At 75.5% G+C, this 16,684-nt stretch carries 14 protein-coding genes, 3 tRNA genes and 1 pseudogene; 11 read left to right on the forward strand and 7 right to left on the reverse strand.

What is annotated here, in order from left to right:
- The first annotated feature begins 128 nt into the window (after positions 1-128).
- Positions 129-1,097, forward strand: a complete 969-nt coding sequence (locus ACTWP5_RS08330; protein WP_443220130.1) for an aldo/keto reductase — start codon at positions 129-131, stop codon at positions 1,095-1,097.
- A 94-nt stretch (positions 1,098-1,191) separates the two neighbouring features.
- Here the strand turns inward: ACTWP5_RS08330 and ACTWP5_RS08335 are convergent, their stop codons facing one another.
- Positions 1,192-1,875: a lysophospholipid acyltransferase family protein gene (locus ACTWP5_RS08335; RefSeq protein ID WP_443220131.1), complete on the reverse strand. Its 684-nt coding sequence runs from the start codon at positions 1,873-1,875 to the stop codon at positions 1,192-1,194.
- A 337-nt stretch (positions 1,876-2,212) separates the two neighbouring features.
- Between ACTWP5_RS08335 and ACTWP5_RS08340 the strand changes: the two genes are divergently transcribed.
- Both ACTWP5_RS08340 and ACTWP5_RS08345 read left to right on the forward strand, forming a co-directional pair.
- Positions 2,213-3,358: a glycerophosphodiester phosphodiesterase gene (locus ACTWP5_RS08340; protein WP_443220132.1), complete on the forward strand. Its 1,146-nt coding sequence runs from the start codon at positions 2,213-2,215 to the stop codon at positions 3,356-3,358.
- 260 nt (positions 3,359-3,618) lie between these two features.
- Positions 3,619-4,119, forward strand: coding sequence for a GNAT family N-acetyltransferase (locus ACTWP5_RS08345; RefSeq protein WP_443220133.1), 501 nt, complete (start codon positions 3,619-3,621; stop codon positions 4,117-4,119).
- 171 nt (positions 4,120-4,290) lie between these two features.
- On the opposite strand, the gene ACTWP5_RS08350 is transcribed toward ACTWP5_RS08345, so the two are convergent.
- Both ACTWP5_RS08350 and ACTWP5_RS08355 read right to left on the reverse strand, forming a co-directional pair.
- The gene (locus tag ACTWP5_RS08350) at positions 4,291-4,743 is read right to left on the reverse strand and encodes a hypothetical protein (RefSeq protein WP_443220134.1); all 453 of its coding nucleotides are present in this window, start codon (positions 4,741-4,743) and stop codon (positions 4,291-4,293) included.
- On the reverse strand, positions 4,736-5,110 hold the full coding sequence (locus ACTWP5_RS08355) for a hypothetical protein (RefSeq protein ID WP_443220135.1): 375 nt from the start codon (positions 5,108-5,110) through the stop codon (positions 4,736-4,738). Before ACTWP5_RS08355 ends, ACTWP5_RS08350 begins: the two co-directional genes overlap by 8 nt.
- A gap of 119 nt (positions 5,111-5,229) precedes the next feature.
- Here ACTWP5_RS08355 and ACTWP5_RS08360 point away from each other — a divergent pair.
- From ACTWP5_RS08360 to ACTWP5_RS08380, 5 genes and pseudogenes are all read left to right on the forward strand, one after another.
- Positions 5,230-5,826, forward strand: a pseudogene (locus ACTWP5_RS08360) (GNAT family N-acetyltransferase).
- 72 nt (positions 5,827-5,898) lie between these two features.
- Positions 5,899-7,164, forward strand: coding sequence for a precorrin-6y C5,15-methyltransferase (decarboxylating) subunit CbiE (gene cbiE, locus ACTWP5_RS08365; RefSeq protein WP_443220136.1), 1,266 nt, complete (start codon positions 5,899-5,901; stop codon positions 7,162-7,164).
- 194 nt (positions 7,165-7,358) lie between these two features.
- The gene (cobT, locus tag ACTWP5_RS08370; protein ID WP_443220137.1) at positions 7,359-10,301 is read left to right on the forward strand and encodes a nicotinate-nucleotide--dimethylbenzimidazole phosphoribosyltransferase; all 2,943 of its coding nucleotides are present in this window, start codon (positions 7,359-7,361) and stop codon (positions 10,299-10,301) included.
- 130 nt (positions 10,302-10,431) lie between these two features.
- Positions 10,432-11,670, forward strand: coding sequence for a uroporphyrinogen-III C-methyltransferase (cobA, locus tag ACTWP5_RS08375; protein ID WP_443220138.1), 1,239 nt, complete (start codon positions 10,432-10,434; stop codon positions 11,668-11,670).
- Positions 11,667-12,542, forward strand: coding sequence for a TrmH family RNA methyltransferase (locus ACTWP5_RS08380; RefSeq protein WP_443220139.1), 876 nt, complete (start codon positions 11,667-11,669; stop codon positions 12,540-12,542). The genes cobA and ACTWP5_RS08380 overlap by 4 nt, the downstream gene beginning before the upstream one ends.
- On the opposite strand, the gene ACTWP5_RS08385 is transcribed toward ACTWP5_RS08380, so the two are convergent.
- Positions 12,527-13,648: a serine/threonine-protein kinase gene (locus tag ACTWP5_RS08385; protein WP_443220140.1), complete on the reverse strand. Its 1,122-nt coding sequence runs from the start codon at positions 13,646-13,648 to the stop codon at positions 12,527-12,529. The two genes, ACTWP5_RS08380 and ACTWP5_RS08385, sit on opposite strands and share 16 nt — an antisense overlap.
- Before the next feature lie 334 nt (positions 13,649-13,982).
- Here ACTWP5_RS08385 and ACTWP5_RS08390 point away from each other — a divergent pair, with 334 nt between their 5' ends.
- Positions 13,983-14,156 (forward strand): hypothetical protein, encoded by a 174-nt coding sequence (locus tag ACTWP5_RS08390; RefSeq protein WP_443220141.1) that lies wholly within the window; start codon positions 13,983-13,985, stop codon positions 14,154-14,156.
- A gap of 232 nt (positions 14,157-14,388) precedes the next feature.
- On the opposite strand, the gene ACTWP5_RS08395 is transcribed toward ACTWP5_RS08390, so the two are convergent.
- The 3 genes from ACTWP5_RS08395 to ACTWP5_RS08405 form a co-directional block, all read right to left on the reverse strand.
- A tRNA-Val gene (locus tag ACTWP5_RS08395) sits at positions 14,389-14,460 on the reverse strand.
- A 1-nt stretch (position 14,461) separates the two neighbouring features.
- A tRNA-Cys gene (locus ACTWP5_RS08400) sits at positions 14,462-14,532 on the reverse strand.
- Positions 14,533-14,553: 21 nt separating this feature from the next.
- Positions 14,554-14,626: transfer RNA gene (locus tag ACTWP5_RS08405), tRNA-Gly, on the reverse strand.
- Positions 14,627-14,789: 163 nt separating this feature from the next.
- Here ACTWP5_RS08405 and ACTWP5_RS08410 point away from each other — a divergent pair.
- Positions 14,790-15,884 (forward strand): chorismate-binding protein, encoded by a 1,095-nt coding sequence (locus tag ACTWP5_RS08410; protein ID WP_443220142.1) that lies wholly within the window; start codon positions 14,790-14,792, stop codon positions 15,882-15,884.
- The gene (locus tag ACTWP5_RS08415; RefSeq protein WP_443220143.1) at positions 15,859-16,683 is read left to right on the forward strand and encodes an aminotransferase class IV; all 825 of its coding nucleotides are present in this window, start codon (positions 15,859-15,861) and stop codon (positions 16,681-16,683) included. Before ACTWP5_RS08410 ends, ACTWP5_RS08415 begins: the two co-directional genes overlap by 26 nt.
- Position 16,684: the final 1 nt, after the last annotated feature.

Here is a 16,684-nt window from a genome sequence, read left to right on the forward strand (position 1 = left end):
CGCCCTGCGTTGTGTGAGTCCTGTGGACTCCTGTGAACGGTCACGTCATCGTAGACGGGCGGGCCGGGAGGCCGGCAGGTACGGTGAGGATCCTCGCCCGCCGCCGTGTCCCTCAGGAGGTCGCCTCCGTGGCGCTGTCCCGTCTCGACCCGCGTGCCACGCCCGTCGCGCGGGTCGGCCTCGGCCTGGCCGCCGTGGGCCGCCCCGGGTACATCAACCTCGGCCGGCGGCCCGACCTGCCCGCCGACCGCACGGTCGCGGCACTGCGGGAGCGCACCCACGAGCTGCTCGACGCCGCGCACGCCGCCGGCGTCCGGTACGTCGACGCCGCCCGCTCCTACGGCCGGGCGGAGGAGTTCCTGGGCGACTGGCTGCGCGCCCACCCGGAGGCGTCGGACCTCGTCGTCGGCAGCAAGTGGGGGTACACCTACGTGGGCGAGTGGCGGACCGACGCCGCCGTGCACGAGGTGAAGGACCACGCCGCGGCCACCTTCGACCGCCAGTACCCCGAGACGCGGGACCTGCTCGGGGAGCGCCTCGACCTCTACCAGATCCACTCCGTCACGCCCGACAGCCCGGTGCTCCAGGACCCGGCCGTCGTGGAGCGGCTGCGCCGGCTCGCCGACTCGGGCGTGAGCGTCGGGCTGTCCACCTCGGGGCCCGACCAGGCGGCGGCCGTCCGCGCCGCGCTGCGGATCACCCACGAGGGGCGTCCGCTCTTCACGGCCGTGCAGTCCACCTTCAACGCGCTGGAGACCTCGGCCGGTCCCGCGCTCGCCGAGGCCCACGCCGCGGGCCTGACCGTCATCGTCAAGGAGGCGATGGCCAACGGCCGGCTGGCCGTCGAGCCGCCTGACGCGCTGCGCCGCGTCACCGACGCGACCGGCGCCGCGGCCGACACCCTGGCGCTCGCCTTCGCGCTCCACCAGCCCTGGGTGACGCTGGTGCTCTCCGGCGCGGCGACCGTCGCGCAGCTGTCGAGCAACCTCGCCGCGCCCGCGCTGCGCCTGTCCCCCGAGCAGGTGGCCACCCTGGCCGCCCTCGCCGAGCCGCCGGAGACGTACTGGCGCAGGCGCTCGGAACTCGCCTGGGCGTAGCGCACCGGGCCCGGGGCGCCCGGCGACCGGCTGTGGGCCCGTGGTCGGGCCGCGGTGCCGCCGTCCCGACGCAGCCGGAGGGCGCCGCGGAGGGCTACGCGGCCGACTTCACCTTGGTGGCGTACATGTCGACGTACTCCTGCCCCGACAGCCGCATCACCTCGGCCATCACCTCGTCGGTCACCGCCCGCAGCACGTACCGGTCGCGGTCCATGCCCTCGTAGCGGGAGAAGTCCAGCGGCTCGCCGAAGCGGACCGTGATCCGCCGGCCGCGGCCGATCCGCGGCAGGCCCCTGCCGCCCGGCTGGACCCGGTCGGTGCCGATCATCGCGAACGGGACCACGGGCGCGCCCGTCATGAGGGTGAGCCGGGCGATGCCCGTGCGTCCCCGGTACAGCCGCCCGTCGGGGGAGCGTGTCCCCTCGGGATAGATCCCGAAGACCTTCCCCTCCTCCAGCACCCGCCGCCCGGTCATCAGCGCGGCCACCCCGCCGTGCCCGCCGTCGCGTTCCACGGGGATCATGCCGACCGCCGTGAAGAACCACGCCATGATCCGGCCCTTGAGGCTCCGGCCCGTGACGTACTCGTCCTTGCCGATGAAGAAGACCTGCCGTCGACTGATCAGCGGCAGGATGATCGAGTCGATGAAGGTCAGGTGGTTCCCCGCGAGGATCACCGGCCCGGTGTCCGGCACGCGTTCACCCCCCTCGACCCTGGGGCGGAAGAAGAGCCGCAGCAGTGGGCCCAGCAGCACCTTCATCAGCACGAATCGGGACAACTTCCCCTCCGGTCGGTCATGGTCGCGCGCCCGGGGCCATGGTCGGCACCGCACGACCAGCGACGATACTCGTTCCGCCGTGGCGACGCGCACGCGGTTCACGCGGTGTTCACTCCTCCGCGTCGCCCGGTGGTCGTCGGCTGTTCGCCCGCACGTCCCCACGCCGACGTGCCCGTCTCCCACGATGCTCAGGCACGGCGCCCGGCACGGTGCGGCGGCGCGACACGGGGCAGAAACCGTGCGTGCGTGCCGGCGCGCGTCGACACGCCACCCGGGCGCGCGGCGGAACGCGCGCTGGACGTGAGACCGGGTCACCACCGGATGCGAGGAGAAAACCATGGCAGCACGATCGACCCTGGGCCGACGGTCCCTGCTCGGCGCGGCGGTGGCCGGCACCGGCGCCGCCGCGGTGCTCGGCACGGGCACCCCCGGCCACGCGGCCGGCCGTCGCGGCGCGGCGGGCGGCCACGACCGGCTTCCCACCCCCACCGTCATCGCCCACCGCGGCGCCTCGGGCTACCGCCCCGAACACACCCTCGGCGCCTACCAACTCGGCCTCGACCTCGGCGCCGACATCATCGAACAGGACCTCGTGCCCACCCGCGACGGCCACCTGGTGTGCCGCCACGAGAACGACATCTCCGGCACCACGGACGTCGCCGACCACCCCGAGTTCGCCGACCGCCGCACCACCAGAACGGTCGACGGCCAGCAGATCACCGGCTGGTTCACCGAGGACTTCACCCTCGCCGAGCTGAGGACGCTGCGCGCCACCGAGCGCATCCCGGCCCAGCGTCCCAACAACACGCTCTACGACGGCCGCTGGACCGTGCCCAGCTTCGAGGAGGTCCTCCAGTGGGCCGACCGCCAGGGCAGGAAGCGTGGCCGCCCCGTGTGGCTGTACGTGGAGACCAAGCACCCCACCTACTTCCGCGAGATCGGCCTGGGCCTGGAGGAGCCGTTGGCCCGGCTGCTGCGCCGCTACCGCCGGCACGGCTCGAACGCCCCCCTCATCCTCCAGTCCTTCGAGCCCAGCAGCATGCAGCGGATGGCGCGGCTGGTGTCGACGCCGCGCGTGGTCCTGCTGGGGTCGGCCACCTCCCGGCCCTGGGACTTCGTCGCGGGAGGTGACCCCCGCACCGTCGCCGACCTGGTCACCCCCGAGGGGCTGCGCGAGATCGCCGGCTACGCCCAGGGCATCGGACCCACCCTCGACCTCGTCATCCCCCGCCGGCCCGACGGCACCCTCGGCACCCCGACCACCCTCGTGGCCGACGCGCACGAGCAGGACCTCCTCGTCCACCCGTACACCCTGCGCAACGAGAACAGCTTCCTGCCCGCCGAGTTCCGCCGCGGCACGGACGCCAACCGGTACGGCGACGTCTTCGGGGCGCTGGGCGCCTACCTGGCGCAGGGCATCGACGGGATCTTCGCCGACCACCCCGACACCGCGCTGCTCGCCGCGGCGGACGCCAGGGGCTGACACGCCGGCCGGCGCGTCCCGGCCCCCCGACCAGCGCCGTCAGGACACCGCCACGGCGCCGCCCTCACAGGGGCCGGGGCGACAGAGACAGAAATCTCAAAGGTAGTTGGGGTTGTCACATTCCCCTCCGCACCCGGTCCCTTGCACAATGCTGTCGGCGCGTGTTCAACACCGCGTCGTCAGGGCTTCCCCGGCCGGTCGCGCGACCCTCACCCAACGCGCGACCGGCCCAACACCTCAGCTAGAGGAGGCGTGTGTCCATGGGCATGAGTGTCACCATCGACGAGGCTAACGAGTATGACGCCGAGCAGATCCTCAAACTCCAGTACCTGTGTTACCAGTCGGAGGCCGAGCTCTACGGCGACTACACCATCGAGCCGCTGACCCAGCCCCTGGCCGCGCTCCGCGAGGAGGTGCGCGACGGCTGCGTGCTGGTCGCCCGGCTCGGCGCCGAGGTCGTGGGATCGGTGCGCGGCACCGTCGACGAGGACGGCACCGCGCACATCGGCCGCCTCATCGTGCACCCGCGCATGCAGCGCCACGGCCTCGGAGGGCGGCTGCTGGCCGCCATCGAGGAGCGCCTCGCGGCCGAGCGGGCCGCCGCCCGGTACCGCCTCTTCACCGGCCACCGCAGCGCCGGGAACCTCCGCCTCTACCGCCGGCTCGGCTACGCCCCGGTCTCCACCAGGGAGGTGACCCGCCAGCTGAGCCTCGTCACGATGGAGAAGGAGGCACCCCGGCCCATGGCCGCCAGCGCGTAGCCCGCCCACGGGTGCCCCGGGCGCACGCGGGGCGACGGCCGGTCCCGTCACCACGGGCCGTCGCCCCGACCGTCCCACCGTCGCCCGTGCGTCTCGCGCCCGCCTCGCGTCCCGCGTCGACCCTCGCGTCGGGCCGACCCACGCGCGGACGCACGCGTCGGCCTCGCGGGCTCACCCCTCGCGCGACCCGCCCCCGCGAAGCCACAGCAGGCCCGTCACCGGCAGCACCACCGGGAGGAACAGGTACCCCATGCCGTAGTCCGACCACACCGTCGCGTCGGGGAAGGCCGAGGGGTCCACCAACGTCCAGGTGCCCACGGTGAGCACCCCGGTCAGCTCCGCCGCGCAGCACACCAGCGCCACCCGCCGCGCCCGCTCGCCGCCGCGCACCAGCGAGACGGTGATGAACGCGTAGACCAGCGCGGCCAGCGCCGACAGCAGGTACGCCACGGGCGCCTCGTCGAAGCGGGTGGACAGCTGGTACACCGAGCGCGAGGCCGCCCCCACCGTGAAGACCCCGTAGAGCGTGACCAGCAGCCGCCCCGGGCCGCGGCGCAGGTCCGCGCGTGGTCCGGCTGCCGTGTCGGTGCCCTCCGTGTCGGTGCGTCCCGCGTGCTCAGCCACCGGTGCCCCCGGCCCAGACGTCCGCCAGCCGCAGTTCCAACGCCGCCAGCACCAGCGCGCCCGCCGCCACGGTGGCCGATCCCCACCGGCTGCGTTCGCCGAGCGCGACGACCGCCACCAGCGGCAGGCACAGCGCCACGGCCACCAGGTACGACACGAAGACCCCGGTGCTGCCGCCGTCGGGCCGCTCACCCCCCGCCAGTCGCACCGCGGCGACACCGGCCTGCACCAGGGTGAGCAGCAACACCACGGCCATGCCGCCGTAGTGCCAGTCCTTGACCGGCTGGTCGCGCACGGACGCGTACCCGCACCAGACAGTCAGCAGCACGGCGGCCACGATGACCGTGACCGTCAGTGGGGTGAGCATGCCGCCGACTCTACTGCGCCCCCCACGCCGGCCCGCGGGGCGGGGGCCGCGCACCCCCCGCTCGGCGGGGATCTCCATACTGCATGCTGTCCCCTCACCACCGAGCAGGGAGCGGCCGCATGCGATCCACCTTCCCCGACGTCACCATCAGCACCGACCGGCTCGTGCTGCGCCCCTTCGACGAGGCGGACATCCCCGAACTCGCCGAGATGATGAACGACGAGCTCACCGTCGCCTGGACCTCCGTCCCCAGCCCCTACACCCGCGAGGAGGCCCATGACTGGATCACCCGCCGGGCCCCCGCCGAACGCGCCGAGGGGCGGGGCATCGTGCTGGCCGTCACGTAGATGCGCACCCACCGGCTCGTCGGCAGCGTCCACCTGACCAACACCAACTGGCAGGTCCTGTCCACCGAGGCCGGCTACGTCATCGCCCCTTGGGCCAGAGGCGAGGGGTACGCGGCGGAGTCGGTGCTCGCCATAGCCAGATGGCTCTTCCACAGCCAGAAGTTCGAACGCGTCGAGGTGCGCACCGCCGCGGGAAACACCGCCTCCCAGCAGGTGGCCATGAAGGTCGGCTGCGTCAGCGAGGGCGTGCTGCGCAACGCGCTCATCGTGCGCTCCCGCACCGAGGACGGCGGCTGGACCGACATCCGCACCGACCTGCTCGTCTGGGGCCTGCTGCCCGAGGACATGGAGGACTCCCCGGCGCGCTGACGTCGCGCGGTACCCTCTTCGCACCCCGAGCCCGACGTCCGCGTCCCCACACCGCCCAGGAGTGCCCCGGCCATGGCTGACCGCGTCACCGTGATCGGATGGGACGGTTCCCCGTTGGGGCCCACCGCCCGCGCGGCACTGAAGGCCGCCACCCTGGTCGCGGGAGCCCCCCGCCACCTGGACCTGCCCGAGGTGCCGCCGCACGCCGAGCGCGTCCGGCTGGGCAGCCTCGCCCCCGCGGCGGCGCGGATAGCGGCCCACCGCGGCTCCGCGGTGGTCCTCGCCGACGGCGACCCTGGCTTCTTCGGCGTCGTCCGGGCCCTGCGCGACCCCGCCCACGGCCTGGAGGTGGAGGTCGTCCCCGCGGTCTCGGCCGTCTCGGCGGCCTTCGCCCGCGCCGGCATGCCCTGGGACGACGCCCGCGTCGTCGTCGCCACGCAGCGGACGCTGCGCCGCGCGGTCAACGTCTGCCGCGCCCATCCCAAGGTCGCCGTCCTCACCTCGCCGGGGGCGGGCCCCGCCGAGATCGCGCTGCTGCTGGGCGACGTCCACCGCACCTTCGTCATCTGCGAGTCGCTGGGCACGGAGCGCGAGCAGGTCTCCGTCCTCACCTCCGACACGGTCGTCCAGCGCCGGTGGACCGACCCCAACCTGGTGATCGTGGTCGGCGGCACGGGCGTATCGGGGGGCGACGGCTGGCTGGCCGGGCTCGACCCCGCCGCCGCGGGACACCGCGGCTGGGGACTGGAGCCCGCCGCGTACGGGCAGCCGCTGACCGGCGCCACGCCCGGCCCCGTGCCCGGCACCGCGCCCTCCGTCCTCCCCGTCCCACCCTCCCGGGATCCACGGCTGCGCGCCCTCCAACTGGCGGCGCTCGGCCCACGGGTCGGCGACCTGATGTGGGACGTCGGCGTCGGCGACGGACTCGCCGGAGTGGAGGCCGCCCGTCTCGGGGCGGCGGTCATCGCCGTGGACCGTGACCTCACGACGTGCGCGCTGGTGGCGGAGACCGCCAGGCGGCACGGGGTGCAGGTCGAGGTGCGGCACGGCATCGCGCCCGAGGTCCTGCCGGCGCTGCCGGAGCCCGACGTCGTACGGATCGGCGGGGGAGGGCACCGGACCCTCGTCGCCTGCGCGGACCGCAGGCCGCAGCGGCTGGTCACCCACGCGTTGACGCGGGATCAGGCGGAGGCGGCCGGGCGGGTGCTCGGGGGCGCCGGGTACGAGGTGCGGTGCACGCTCGTCCAGACGGTGGAACTGGAGACCCGTGCCTGGACCGAACAGGGTCGGGGCGTTGCCTTTCTGCTCGTCGGCAGTCGGCCGACGGCACTCCCGTGACAAACCCGGACCATCCCGGGCCACTCGCGCTCCCCTGACCGGTGTCGCGTGCTCGCCCGGGTAGGCTGGTGGATCGTTGTGCCGGTGGCCAGACTTGATGGTTCATCCATCAATGTCCGAGATGTCGCGGGCGCGGACGAGCGCGGTGCACCCGCCGTTTGGAAGGAGTCACGACCGATGGGCGAGGGGTACGCATGACGGACAACGGCCAGGTTCCGGAGGGGGGACGGGCCGGGCAGCCGACACCGCGGGGCGGTCCCGGAACGCGGGGGCCCGGCGCCCCCTTCCCCTTTCCCGGCCAGGGCGAGGAGGCGGGCGACGACGAGGAGCTGCTGATGCCCGGCGCCCCGGGCGCCTGGGCCGACGCGGTGGTCGCCCCGCCGCCGAGCTCACTCGCCGGCCCGGTGGGGACGCCCGCGGCGGGCACGCCGACGCCGCAGGCCGCGGCGGTGGCGCCGCCGGTCGTGCAGGTCGTGCCGGTGGCCGCGGCCGCACCCGTCGCCGCGGTGCCCGCTCAGCAGCCGGCCCCCCGGAGCGGGGAGGCGGCGGCTCCCGAGCCCGTCCCCGCGGCGAGCATCCCCGCGAACGACCCGCCCGCGTCCGGCACCCCCGCGTCCGGCACGCCCGTGCCAGGGGCCGTCGCCGCGGAGCCCGCTCCCGTGCCTGTGCCCGTGGGGCACACTCCGGCGCGGGGCACCCCGGCGCACGCCGCCCCCACCCCACCGGCCGCGCCGTCCGAGCCGAGCGCGCCGCACGCGATCCCCGTCGAGCAGGCGCCCGCCGTGCCGGCGCCGCACGCCGCGGAGCCCGTCGCTCCGGTCGCCGTCGCCGTCCCGCCGGCCGGGACGCCGACGCCCGCCGCGGGCACCCCGTCCCAGACGGTCACCGTCGAGCCGCCCCCCGAGGAGGCCGCCGCCCCGGAAGGCGCGCCCCCACAGGCCCGCGACGCGGCGGCGGTCACGCCGATCGCCGTGGGTCCCGCCGTCCCGGCGCCCGTCGAGGCGCCCGTCGCTCCGCCGACGGCCACCCCGCCGGCCGGCGTCCCGAGCCCGGGCCCCGCCGCCCCGACACCACCGGCGGGGACGCCGCTGCCGCCGGCCCCCGAGTCCGCCGAGTCGCCCGCCGCCGACGCCGGCACGCCACAGGCCGCACCGACCGAGGCGACGCCTGCCGAGGGCATCCCCCCGGAGGGGGCCGCGTCCCCCGTCGAGGCCGCGCCCACCGAGGTGACCGCCACCGAGGCGACGACCGTCGAGACGTCCTCCCCTGAGACGTCCTCACCCGAGGCGTCCTCACCCGAGACGGCGCAGACGGAGACGCCCCCCGTCGAGGAGCCCTCCGCTGGGACGCCCTCCACCGACGCCGGGTCCCCCGAGGAGACCGTGGGCACCGAGGCGGCGCCCGCCGCCCCGGTGCCCACCGCCGACCGGGAGGCCGTCCACCGCCTCATGCGCGAGCAGCGCGACGTCCGCCACGGCTTCCGCTCCGACCCCGTCCCGGACGACGTGCTGCTGCGGGTCCTCCAGGCCGCCCACACCGCGCCCAGTGTCGGCCTCGCCCAGCCCTGGGACTTCGTGATCATCCGGTCACCCGAGACCCGGCAGCGGGTCCAGGAGCTCGCCACCCGCCAGCGCGAGGCGTACGCCGCCTCCCTGCCCCGGGCCCGCGCCCGCCACTTCAAGGAGCTCACCGTCGAGGCGATCGGGGCCACCCCGGTCAACATCGTCGTCACCGCCGACCCCACGCGGGGCGGCCGGCAGTCCCTCGGCCCGGTCAGCGAGCCGCAGATCGCGCCGTACTCCGTCGCCCTCGCCGTCGAGAACCTCTGGCTCGCCGCCCACGCCGAGGGCCTCGGGGTCGGCTGGGTCAGCTTCTTCGACGAGCGTGAGCTGACCGCGGCCCTCGACCTGCCCGAGCACCTCCAGCTCGTCGCCTACCTCTGCGTCGGATACGTCGACGAGTTCCCCGCCGCGAGCGAGCCGGCCGCGGAGGGCGGGGCCGCCGCCCAGCACCGGCCGCTGTCCTGGGTCGTCCACGAGGAGTCCTACGGCCGCCGCGCCCTGCCCGGCGCCGCGCCGCACGACCTGCTGGGCGAGACCCTGAGCGAGATCCGCCCGCTGGACGCCCAGGCCCTGGGCGAGGCGTGGGAGCGCCAGAAGCGCATGACCAAGCCCACCGGCTCGCTCGGCGCGCTGGAGGCGATCGCGGCGCAGCTGTGCGGCCTGGCCCGCAGCTGCCCCCCGCCCCTGCCCGAGCCGGCCGCCCTCGCGGTCTTCGCCGGCGACCACGGCGTCCACCGGCAGGGCGTCACGCCCTGGCCACAGGAGGTCACCGGGCAGATGGTGACGAACTTCCTGGGCGGCGGCGCGGTCTGCAACGCCTTCGCCGACCAGGTCGGTGCCGAGATCTGCGTCGTGGACGTCGGTGTCCGCGGCGAGCTGCCGAGCTCCCCGGGCCTGGTGCCGCGCAGGGTCCGACCGGGCACCGCGGACTTCACCGAGGAGCCCGCCATGAGCCGGGAGGAGGCGCTGCGCGCCGTCGAGGTCGGCATCGAGACCGCCCGCGACCTGGTCGCCGCCGGCCACCGCGCGCTGCTGACCGGCGAGATGGGCATCGCGAACACCACGGTCTCCGCCGCGCTCGTCGCCGCCTTCACCGGCGCGGACCCCGCCGACGTCACCGGCCGCGGCACCGGCGTCGACGACGAGACCCACGCCCGGAAGATCGACGTGGTGCGCCGCGCCCTGCAACGTCACCAGCCCTCGCCCGAGGACCCGCTCGCCGTGCTGGCGAGCGTCGGTGGCCTGGAGCACGCCGCGCTCACCGGGCTCATCCTCGGCGGCGCGGCGCTGCGGGTGCCCGTGGTCCTCGACGGCGTCAGCGCGGGCGCCGCCGCCCTGGTGGCGCGCGCGTTCCAGCCCGAGGCGGTGGCCGCCTGCATCGCCGGGCACCGCAGTGCCGAGCCGGGACACCACGTCGCGCTCTCCGCCCTCGGCCTGCGCCCCCTGGTCGACCTCGACCTTCGCCTGGGCGAGGGCACCGGCGCGCTGCTCGCCCTTCCGGTGGTGCAGAGCGCGGCGCGCGCCCTGCGGGAGGTGGCCACGTTCGACTCGGCCGGCGTCACCGACAAGAATTAGCCAGAATCGATGGACGGGGCGACGTCCCCTCGCCCCGTCGTCGACCGACCGATCCGCCGACACACCGCCCCACCGGCCGACCCCGGCGGGGCGGGCCGCCGGCCGTCAGCGCCGAGGAGCACCGAGCGCGATGCCCGACCACCCCGCCTACCCCGTTGGCCTGCGCCTGGCAGGCCGCCGTGTCCTGGTGCTCGGCGGCGGCACCGTCGTCCAGCGCCGGCTCCCCGCCCTGCTGACCGCCGGCGCCGACGTCCACGTGGTCGCCCCCTCGGTGACCCCCTCGGTCCAGGCCATGGCCGAGGCCGGCGAGCTGACCTGGGTGCCCCGCGGGTACCGCCCGGGTGACCTCGAGGACGCCTGGTACGCCCTCATAGCCACCGACGACCCGGCGGTCAACGCCGCCGCCTCGACGGAGGCCGAGCGGCACCGCGTCTGGTGCGTGCGCAGCGACGACGCCGAGGCGGCCACCGCGTGGACGCCGGCCACCGGCCGCAGCGACGGCGTGACCGTCGCCGTCCTCACCGGCACCGACCCCCGCCGCTCCGCCGCCGTCCGCGACGCCGTCGTCGAGGGCCTGCGCGACGGCACCCTCACCGCCCCCCGCCACCGCCACCGCACCCCCGGGGTCGCCCTGGTCGGCGGCGGCCCCGGCGACCCCGACCTGATCACCGTCCGCGGTCGACGGCTGCTGGCGGAGGCCGACGTCGTCATCGCCGACCGGCTGGGCCCCCGCGAGCTGCTGGCCGAGCTGCCCGCCCACGTCGAGGTGATCGACGCCGCGAAGATCCCCTACGGGCGCGCCATGCAGCAGGAGGCCATCAACGAGGCGCTGATCGAGCACGCCAAGGCCGGCCGGTCGGTCGTCCGCCTCAAGGGCGGCGACCCGTACGTGTTCGGACGGGGCATGGAGGAGGTCGACGCGCTGACCGCCGCCGGGATCCCCGTGACGGTCGTGCCCGGCATCACCAGCGCCGTCAGCGTCCCGGCCGCCGCCGGCATCCCCGTCACGCACCGCGGCGTGACCCACGAGTTCACCGTCGTCAGCGGGCACGTGGCGCCGGACGACCCCCGTTCCCTCGTCGACTGGCCCGCGCTGGCCGCGCTGCGCGGCACGTTGGTGCTGCTCATGGCCGTGGAGCGGATGGCCGCCATCGCCGAGACCCTCGTGCGCCACGGTCGTCCGCCCACCACCCCCGTCGCCGTCGTCCAGGAGGGCACCACGGCCGCACAGCGCCGCCTGGACGCCACCCTCGCCACCGTCGCCGAGGTCATCGACCGCGAGGGGGTCAGGCCCCCGGCGGTGATCGTCGTGGGCCAGGTGGTGCGGATCGGCCCGCTCTCCCCGCCCCCGCAGGCGGACGCCGCGTGACGGAGCCCGCCGCGTCCGGCCTGGTCGAGGTCGCCGACCCCGCCGACCCCCGCCTGAGCGACTACACCGACCTCACCGACGTCGCGCTGCGGACCGTCCGCGAGCCCGCGGAGGGCCTGTTCATGGCCGAGGGCGAGAAGGTCATCCGCCGCGCGCTGCGCGCCGGCTACCCGCCCCGGTCCCTGCTGCTGACCGAGAAGTGGGTCGACCAGCTGCGGGACGTCATCGACGCCGTCGACGTCCCCGCGTACCTGGTCACGCCCGAGGTGGCGCGGCGCCTGACGGGCTATCACGTGCACCGCGGCGCGCTGGCCGCGATGCGGCGCAGGCCGCTGCCCGACCCCGCCCGGCTGCTGGCCGCCTCCGCGGCGCGCCGCGTCGTCGTCCTGGAGGACGTCGTGGACCACGCCAACGTCGGAGCCGCCTTCCGCAGCGCCGCCGCACTCGGCGTCGACGCCGTGTTCACGACGCCCCGCTGCGCCGACCCGCTCTACCGGCGCTCGGTGAAGGTCTCCATGGGAGCGGTGCTCCAGGTCCCGTGGACCCGCCTCGACCCCTGGCCGGCGAGCCTGCGGACGCTGCGCGAGGCCGGGTACGTCACCGCGGCGCTCGCGCTCGGGCAGGACACCGTCGACCTCGACGAGCTGGCCGCCCGCCGCCACCCGCGGCTCGCCCTCGTCCTCGGCACGGAGGGGGAGGGCCTGCGCCCCGAGACGCTCGCCGCGGCCGACGTGACCGTCCGCATCCCCATGAGCGCCGGGGTGGACTCCCTGAACGTCGCCGCGGCCTGCGCCGTCGCCTGCTACGCCACGCGGCCCGCCGGGCGGGGCCGGGAGCGGGAGGAGGGGCGGCCGTCTCAGACGGGCCCCTGACAGCCCTGCACCACCGCTATGCCGAGCGCCACCAGCAGCGTCACGGTGACGAAGATCACCAGCCGCTGCCGGAGCAGCCGGGGGTCCAGACCACGGCCCGGTCCCGACCCCGGGCCCCGCGCCGGCCCCCGCCTCGGGCCGCGGCCCGCCCCCGAAACCGGCCGCGCCGTCGCGGGGCCGTGCCGCCGGGAGTCGGACGCCCGCCCGGCGGCCGCCCGGGGCGGCCCCGGCCTCGGCGCGGTCGTCCCCGGGAGCCGGCGCCGGGGCGCCACCTGCGGCGCCCCTCGCGTCTCACGGGCGGCGATCTCCTTCAGCCGCAGCGAGAGCTGGAGCGTGGTCGGCCGCTCCCGTGGCGACTTCGCCAGGCAGGAGCGCAGCAGCGGCGCCAGCGCGGCCGGCACGCCCCGCAGCTGGGCCTCCTCGTGCACCACGCGGTAGAGCATCACCTCGGAACTGCCCTGCCCGAACGGGGAGTCGCCCAGCGCGGCGTAGGCCAGCGTCGCCCCCAGCGAGAACACGTCCGTGGCCGGCGTGACCGCCTGGCCGCGCACCTGCTCGGGCGCGAGGAATCCGGGCGAGCCCACGGCCGTGCCGACGTGCGTCAGCGTGCTCGCCCCCGTGGCCCAGGCGATCCCGAAGTCGATGATGCGCGGGCCCTTGGGGGAGAGCAGGATGTTCGACGGCTTCAGGTCCCGGTGGACGACGCCCGCCTCGTGCACCGCGACCAGGCCCTCGGCCAGCGCCGCGCCGATGGCGGCCGTCTCCGCCGCCGGCAGCGGACCCTCCTGCGCGACCCGGTCGTGCAACGAGGGACCGGGCACGTACTGGGTGGCGAACCACGGTCGGTCCGCCTCCAGGTCCGCCGCCACCAGCCGCGCCGTGCAGCCACCGCGGATCCGCCGCGCGGCGGACACCTCCCGCGCGAACCGCGAGCGGAACTCCTGGTCCTCGGCGAGCTCCGGCCGGATGACCTTCAACGCGACCCGTTGCCCGCGCCGGTCGGACCCCAGGTACACGACGCCCATGCCGCCGGCGCCGAGCCGCCGGTGAAGCCTGAACGCGCCGACGACACGCGGGTCCTCGCGCCGGAGCCGCATCATCGTCATGTCTACCTCGCTGCCCGGTCCTTGTACTGGGCCACAGCTTACGGACTGCGTGCCGCCGACGCCGAAAGGCCGCGCAGCCCACCCCCCTGGTCAGACCCGTGGGGGATGTCCCTGGTGTGTGTGACCGCGTGTCCACCCTGGGGAGTAGCCCGGGTGAGGCGGCGTCATCCTGCGGGAGGCCCCCAGGTCAGTACGCCGGGCGGACGCCCCCGGCGCCACCGCGCGCCTAGGGTTGTCCTCAGGCGGCGGGCGCTAGCACTCGTCCCCCGAGGTCACCCGCCCGCCGCCGTACGCACGCGAGAACCACCACGTCAGGATGACAGGAGGAGAACGGATGGCATCCACGACGGCGCGGCCGCACACCGGCACCGCCAAGGTCGGGCGGCGTCATCCCCTGGTGGCCACAGCCATGGTGCTGCCCCTGGCCATCGCCCTCGCTGTCATCTTCGGCGGCGTCGACGCCGTCGTGACACAGGCGTCGTCCGTGGCCGGAACTCTGGGGCGCTGAGCGGCGCCCCAGGCCCGGGAGAGCGGCCCGGGTCGGGGACACCGGCCGAGAAACCCCGTGGGGACGGGGGTACGGCGGACGGCATGGGCCCGGGCAGCTGGGGAGCTGCCCGGGCATCGCGCGTTCTGCCGGGGTCACGACGGAGGTGACGCGGCACCGTCGTAACGTGGTTGGTCACGCACCACGCGCCGGAGGCCGGTTCCCTTGTGGGGAACCGGCCTCCGGCCTTGGGTGGACGATACTGGGATCGAACCAGTGACCTCTTCCGTGTCAGGGAAGCGCTCTCCCGCTGAGCTAATCGTCCGAGGTGGAGACGGGATTTGAACCCGTGTAGACGGCTTTGCAGGCCGTTGCCTCGCCTCTCGGCCACTCCACCGGAGGGGGCTGGCCCCCTTCGAGCGGACGACGAGACTCGAACTCGCGACCCCCACCTTGGCAAGGTGGTGCTCTACCAACTGAGCTACGTCCGCCTGCCGCCTCTTCGTCACTTCCGTGACCCGGCGACGTCATGAACTGTAGCGGATTCGCCGGCCAGCTCAAACTCCGTATCCGGCTGCCCCTCCCGACGGGCCTCCCCGTCTGCCCCGCGACCGCGCCGTCGCCGCTCCCGCCCGGCCGCATAGACTCGCACACGTGAACGACCTGGCTCCCGTCGCGCGCCTCGGTGGGATGCTCGCCACGGGGCTGCGGGACGTCACCACCGATCCCGCGGCGCTCGACTCCACCGGGTGGTGGGCGGTGACCGCGCGGTACGAGGGCGAGCTGGTGTGCGCGCGGTTCGACCGGGTGCGTCCCGCGCCGCCGCCGCGGGTCCAGCCCGGCGGTTGGCACGGCCCGGCCCTGGCTGACTGGGCCAGCTCACTCACGCGCGAGGAGTACGTCGCGGGGGTGGCGAGGATTCGCGAGCACATCGCCGCCGGTGACGTCTACCAGGCCAACCTCTGCCGCGTCCTCAGCGCCCCGCTGCCCGACGCCGCGTCCCCGCCGGACGTCGACGCGCTCACCGCGCTGCTGGCCCGGGGCAACCCCGCCGCGTTCGCCGGCACCATCCGGCTGCCCGCCCACGGCGTGGAGATCGCCACCGCCTCGCCCGAGCTCTTCCTGCGCCGCCGCGAGCGCCTCGTCGAGTCCGGCCCGATCAAGGGCACCGGCCGCACCGAAGCGGACCTGCTGGCGAAGGACTACGCCGAGAACGTCATGATCGTCGACCTCGTCCGCAACGACCTGGCGCGCGTGTGCCTGCCCGGTTCGGTCACCGTGCCGCGGCTGTGCGTGACCGAGCCGTACCCGGGTCTGGTCCACCTCGTCTCCACCGTCCGCGGCGAGCTCGTGCCCGGCGCCGGCTGGCCCGAGCTGTTGGCCGCCACCTTCCCGCCCGGTTCGGTGACCGGGGCGCCCAAGTCGAGCGCGGTGGGCGTCATCGAGGCGCTGGAGCCCGTGCCGCGCGGCCCGTACTGCGGCGGCGTCGGCTGGGTTGACGCCGACCGCCGCGTCGGCGAGCTCGCCGTCGGCATCCGCACGTTCTGGGTCGAGCGCGAGGACGGCCGGCCGGTGGTGCGCTTCGGCGCGGGCGCCGGCATCACCTGGGGGTCGGACCCGGCGGGCGAGTGGACGGAAACCGAGCTCAAGGCGACCCGTTTGATCGGGGTAGCGTCTAGGGCAGGGACCACCACGGGGAAGATCACAGAAGTGGGAGTGCGTCATGGCGCTGATCTGGCTGAACGGTGAGCTGCGGGATGCCGACAGCGCGCGGATCTCGGTCTTCGACCACGGCCTGATCGTCGGCGACGGCGTCTTCGAGACGATCAAGACCGAGCAGGGCCGGCCGTTCGCGCTGAGCAGACACCTCGACCGACTGTCCACCTCCGCCACGGGGCTCGGCCTCCCCGAGCCCGACCGGGAGGAGGTGCGCCGGGCCTGCGAGGCCGTGATCGAGGCCGACCCCCACCCGCTGGGCCGGCTGCGCGTCACCTTCACCGGCGGCCTCGCGCCGCTGGGCTCCGACCGCGGCGACGGCGCGCCCACCCTGATGGTGGCCCACGCCGCCACGCCGCGCCGCCCCGACACCACGGCCGTCATCACGGTGCCGTGGACGCGCAACGAGCGGGGGGCGCTCGCGGGCCTGAAGACCACCTCGTACGCCGAGAACGTCCTCGCGCTCGCCCGCGCCCGCCAGGAGGCCGCCTCCGAGGCCCTCTTCGGCAACACCACGGGCCAGCTGTGCGAGGGCACCGGCACCAACGTCTTCGTCGTCCTCGACGGCGAGCTGCACACTCCGCCCCTGAGCTCCGGCTGCCTGGCCGGGATCACCCGCGCCCTGGTCGTGGAGTGGGTGGGCGCGAAGGAGACCGAGCTGCCGATGGACTGCCTCGACCGGGCGGAGGAGGTCTTCCTCACCTCCAGCACGCGCGACGTCCAGGCCGTGCGCCGGGTCGACGGCCGGGAGCTGCCGGGGGCGCCGGGGCCGGTGACCGAGCGGGCGATGCGCGTCTTCGCCGAGCGCTCCGCGGCCGACATGGACCCGTAGG

Origin of the sequence: Streptomyces sp. 4N509B, assembly GCF_052245655.1 — a bacterium.
In the GTDB taxonomy this organism is placed as follows: domain Bacteria; phylum Actinomycetota; class Actinomycetes; order Streptomycetales; family Streptomycetaceae; genus Streptomyces.

What these genes read in the sequence shown, in the direction of transcription:
- ACTWP5_RS08340 (WP_443220132.1), top strand. Translation starts at nt 2,213, where the DNA reads ATGGCAGCACGATCGACCCTGGGCCGACGGTCCCTGCTCGGCGCGGCG.
- ACTWP5_RS08345 (WP_443220133.1), top strand. Translation starts at nt 3,619, where the DNA reads ATGGGCATGAGTGTCACCATCGACGAGGCTAACGAGTATGACGCCGAG.
- ACTWP5_RS08355 (WP_443220135.1), bottom strand. Translation starts at nt 5,110, where the DNA reads ATGCTCACCCCACTGACGGTCACGGTCATCGTGGCCGCCGTGCTGCTG.
- cbiE (WP_443220136.1), top strand. Translation starts at nt 5,899, where the DNA reads ATGGCTGACCGCGTCACCGTGATCGGATGGGACGGTTCCCCGTTGGGG.
- cobT (WP_443220137.1), top strand. Translation starts at nt 7,359, where the DNA reads ATGACGGACAACGGCCAGGTTCCGGAGGGGGGACGGGCCGGGCAGCCG.
- cobA (WP_443220138.1), top strand. Translation starts at nt 10,432, where the DNA reads ATGCCCGACCACCCCGCCTACCCCGTTGGCCTGCGCCTGGCAGGCCGC.
- ACTWP5_RS08385 (WP_443220140.1), bottom strand. Translation starts at nt 13,648, where the DNA reads ATGACGATGATGCGGCTCCGGCGCGAGGACCCGCGTGTCGTCGGCGCG.
- ACTWP5_RS08390 (WP_443220141.1), top strand. Translation starts at nt 13,983, where the DNA reads ATGGCATCCACGACGGCGCGGCCGCACACCGGCACCGCCAAGGTCGGG.
- ACTWP5_RS08415 (WP_443220143.1), top strand. Translation starts at nt 15,859, where the DNA reads ATGGCGCTGATCTGGCTGAACGGTGAGCTGCGGGATGCCGACAGCGCG.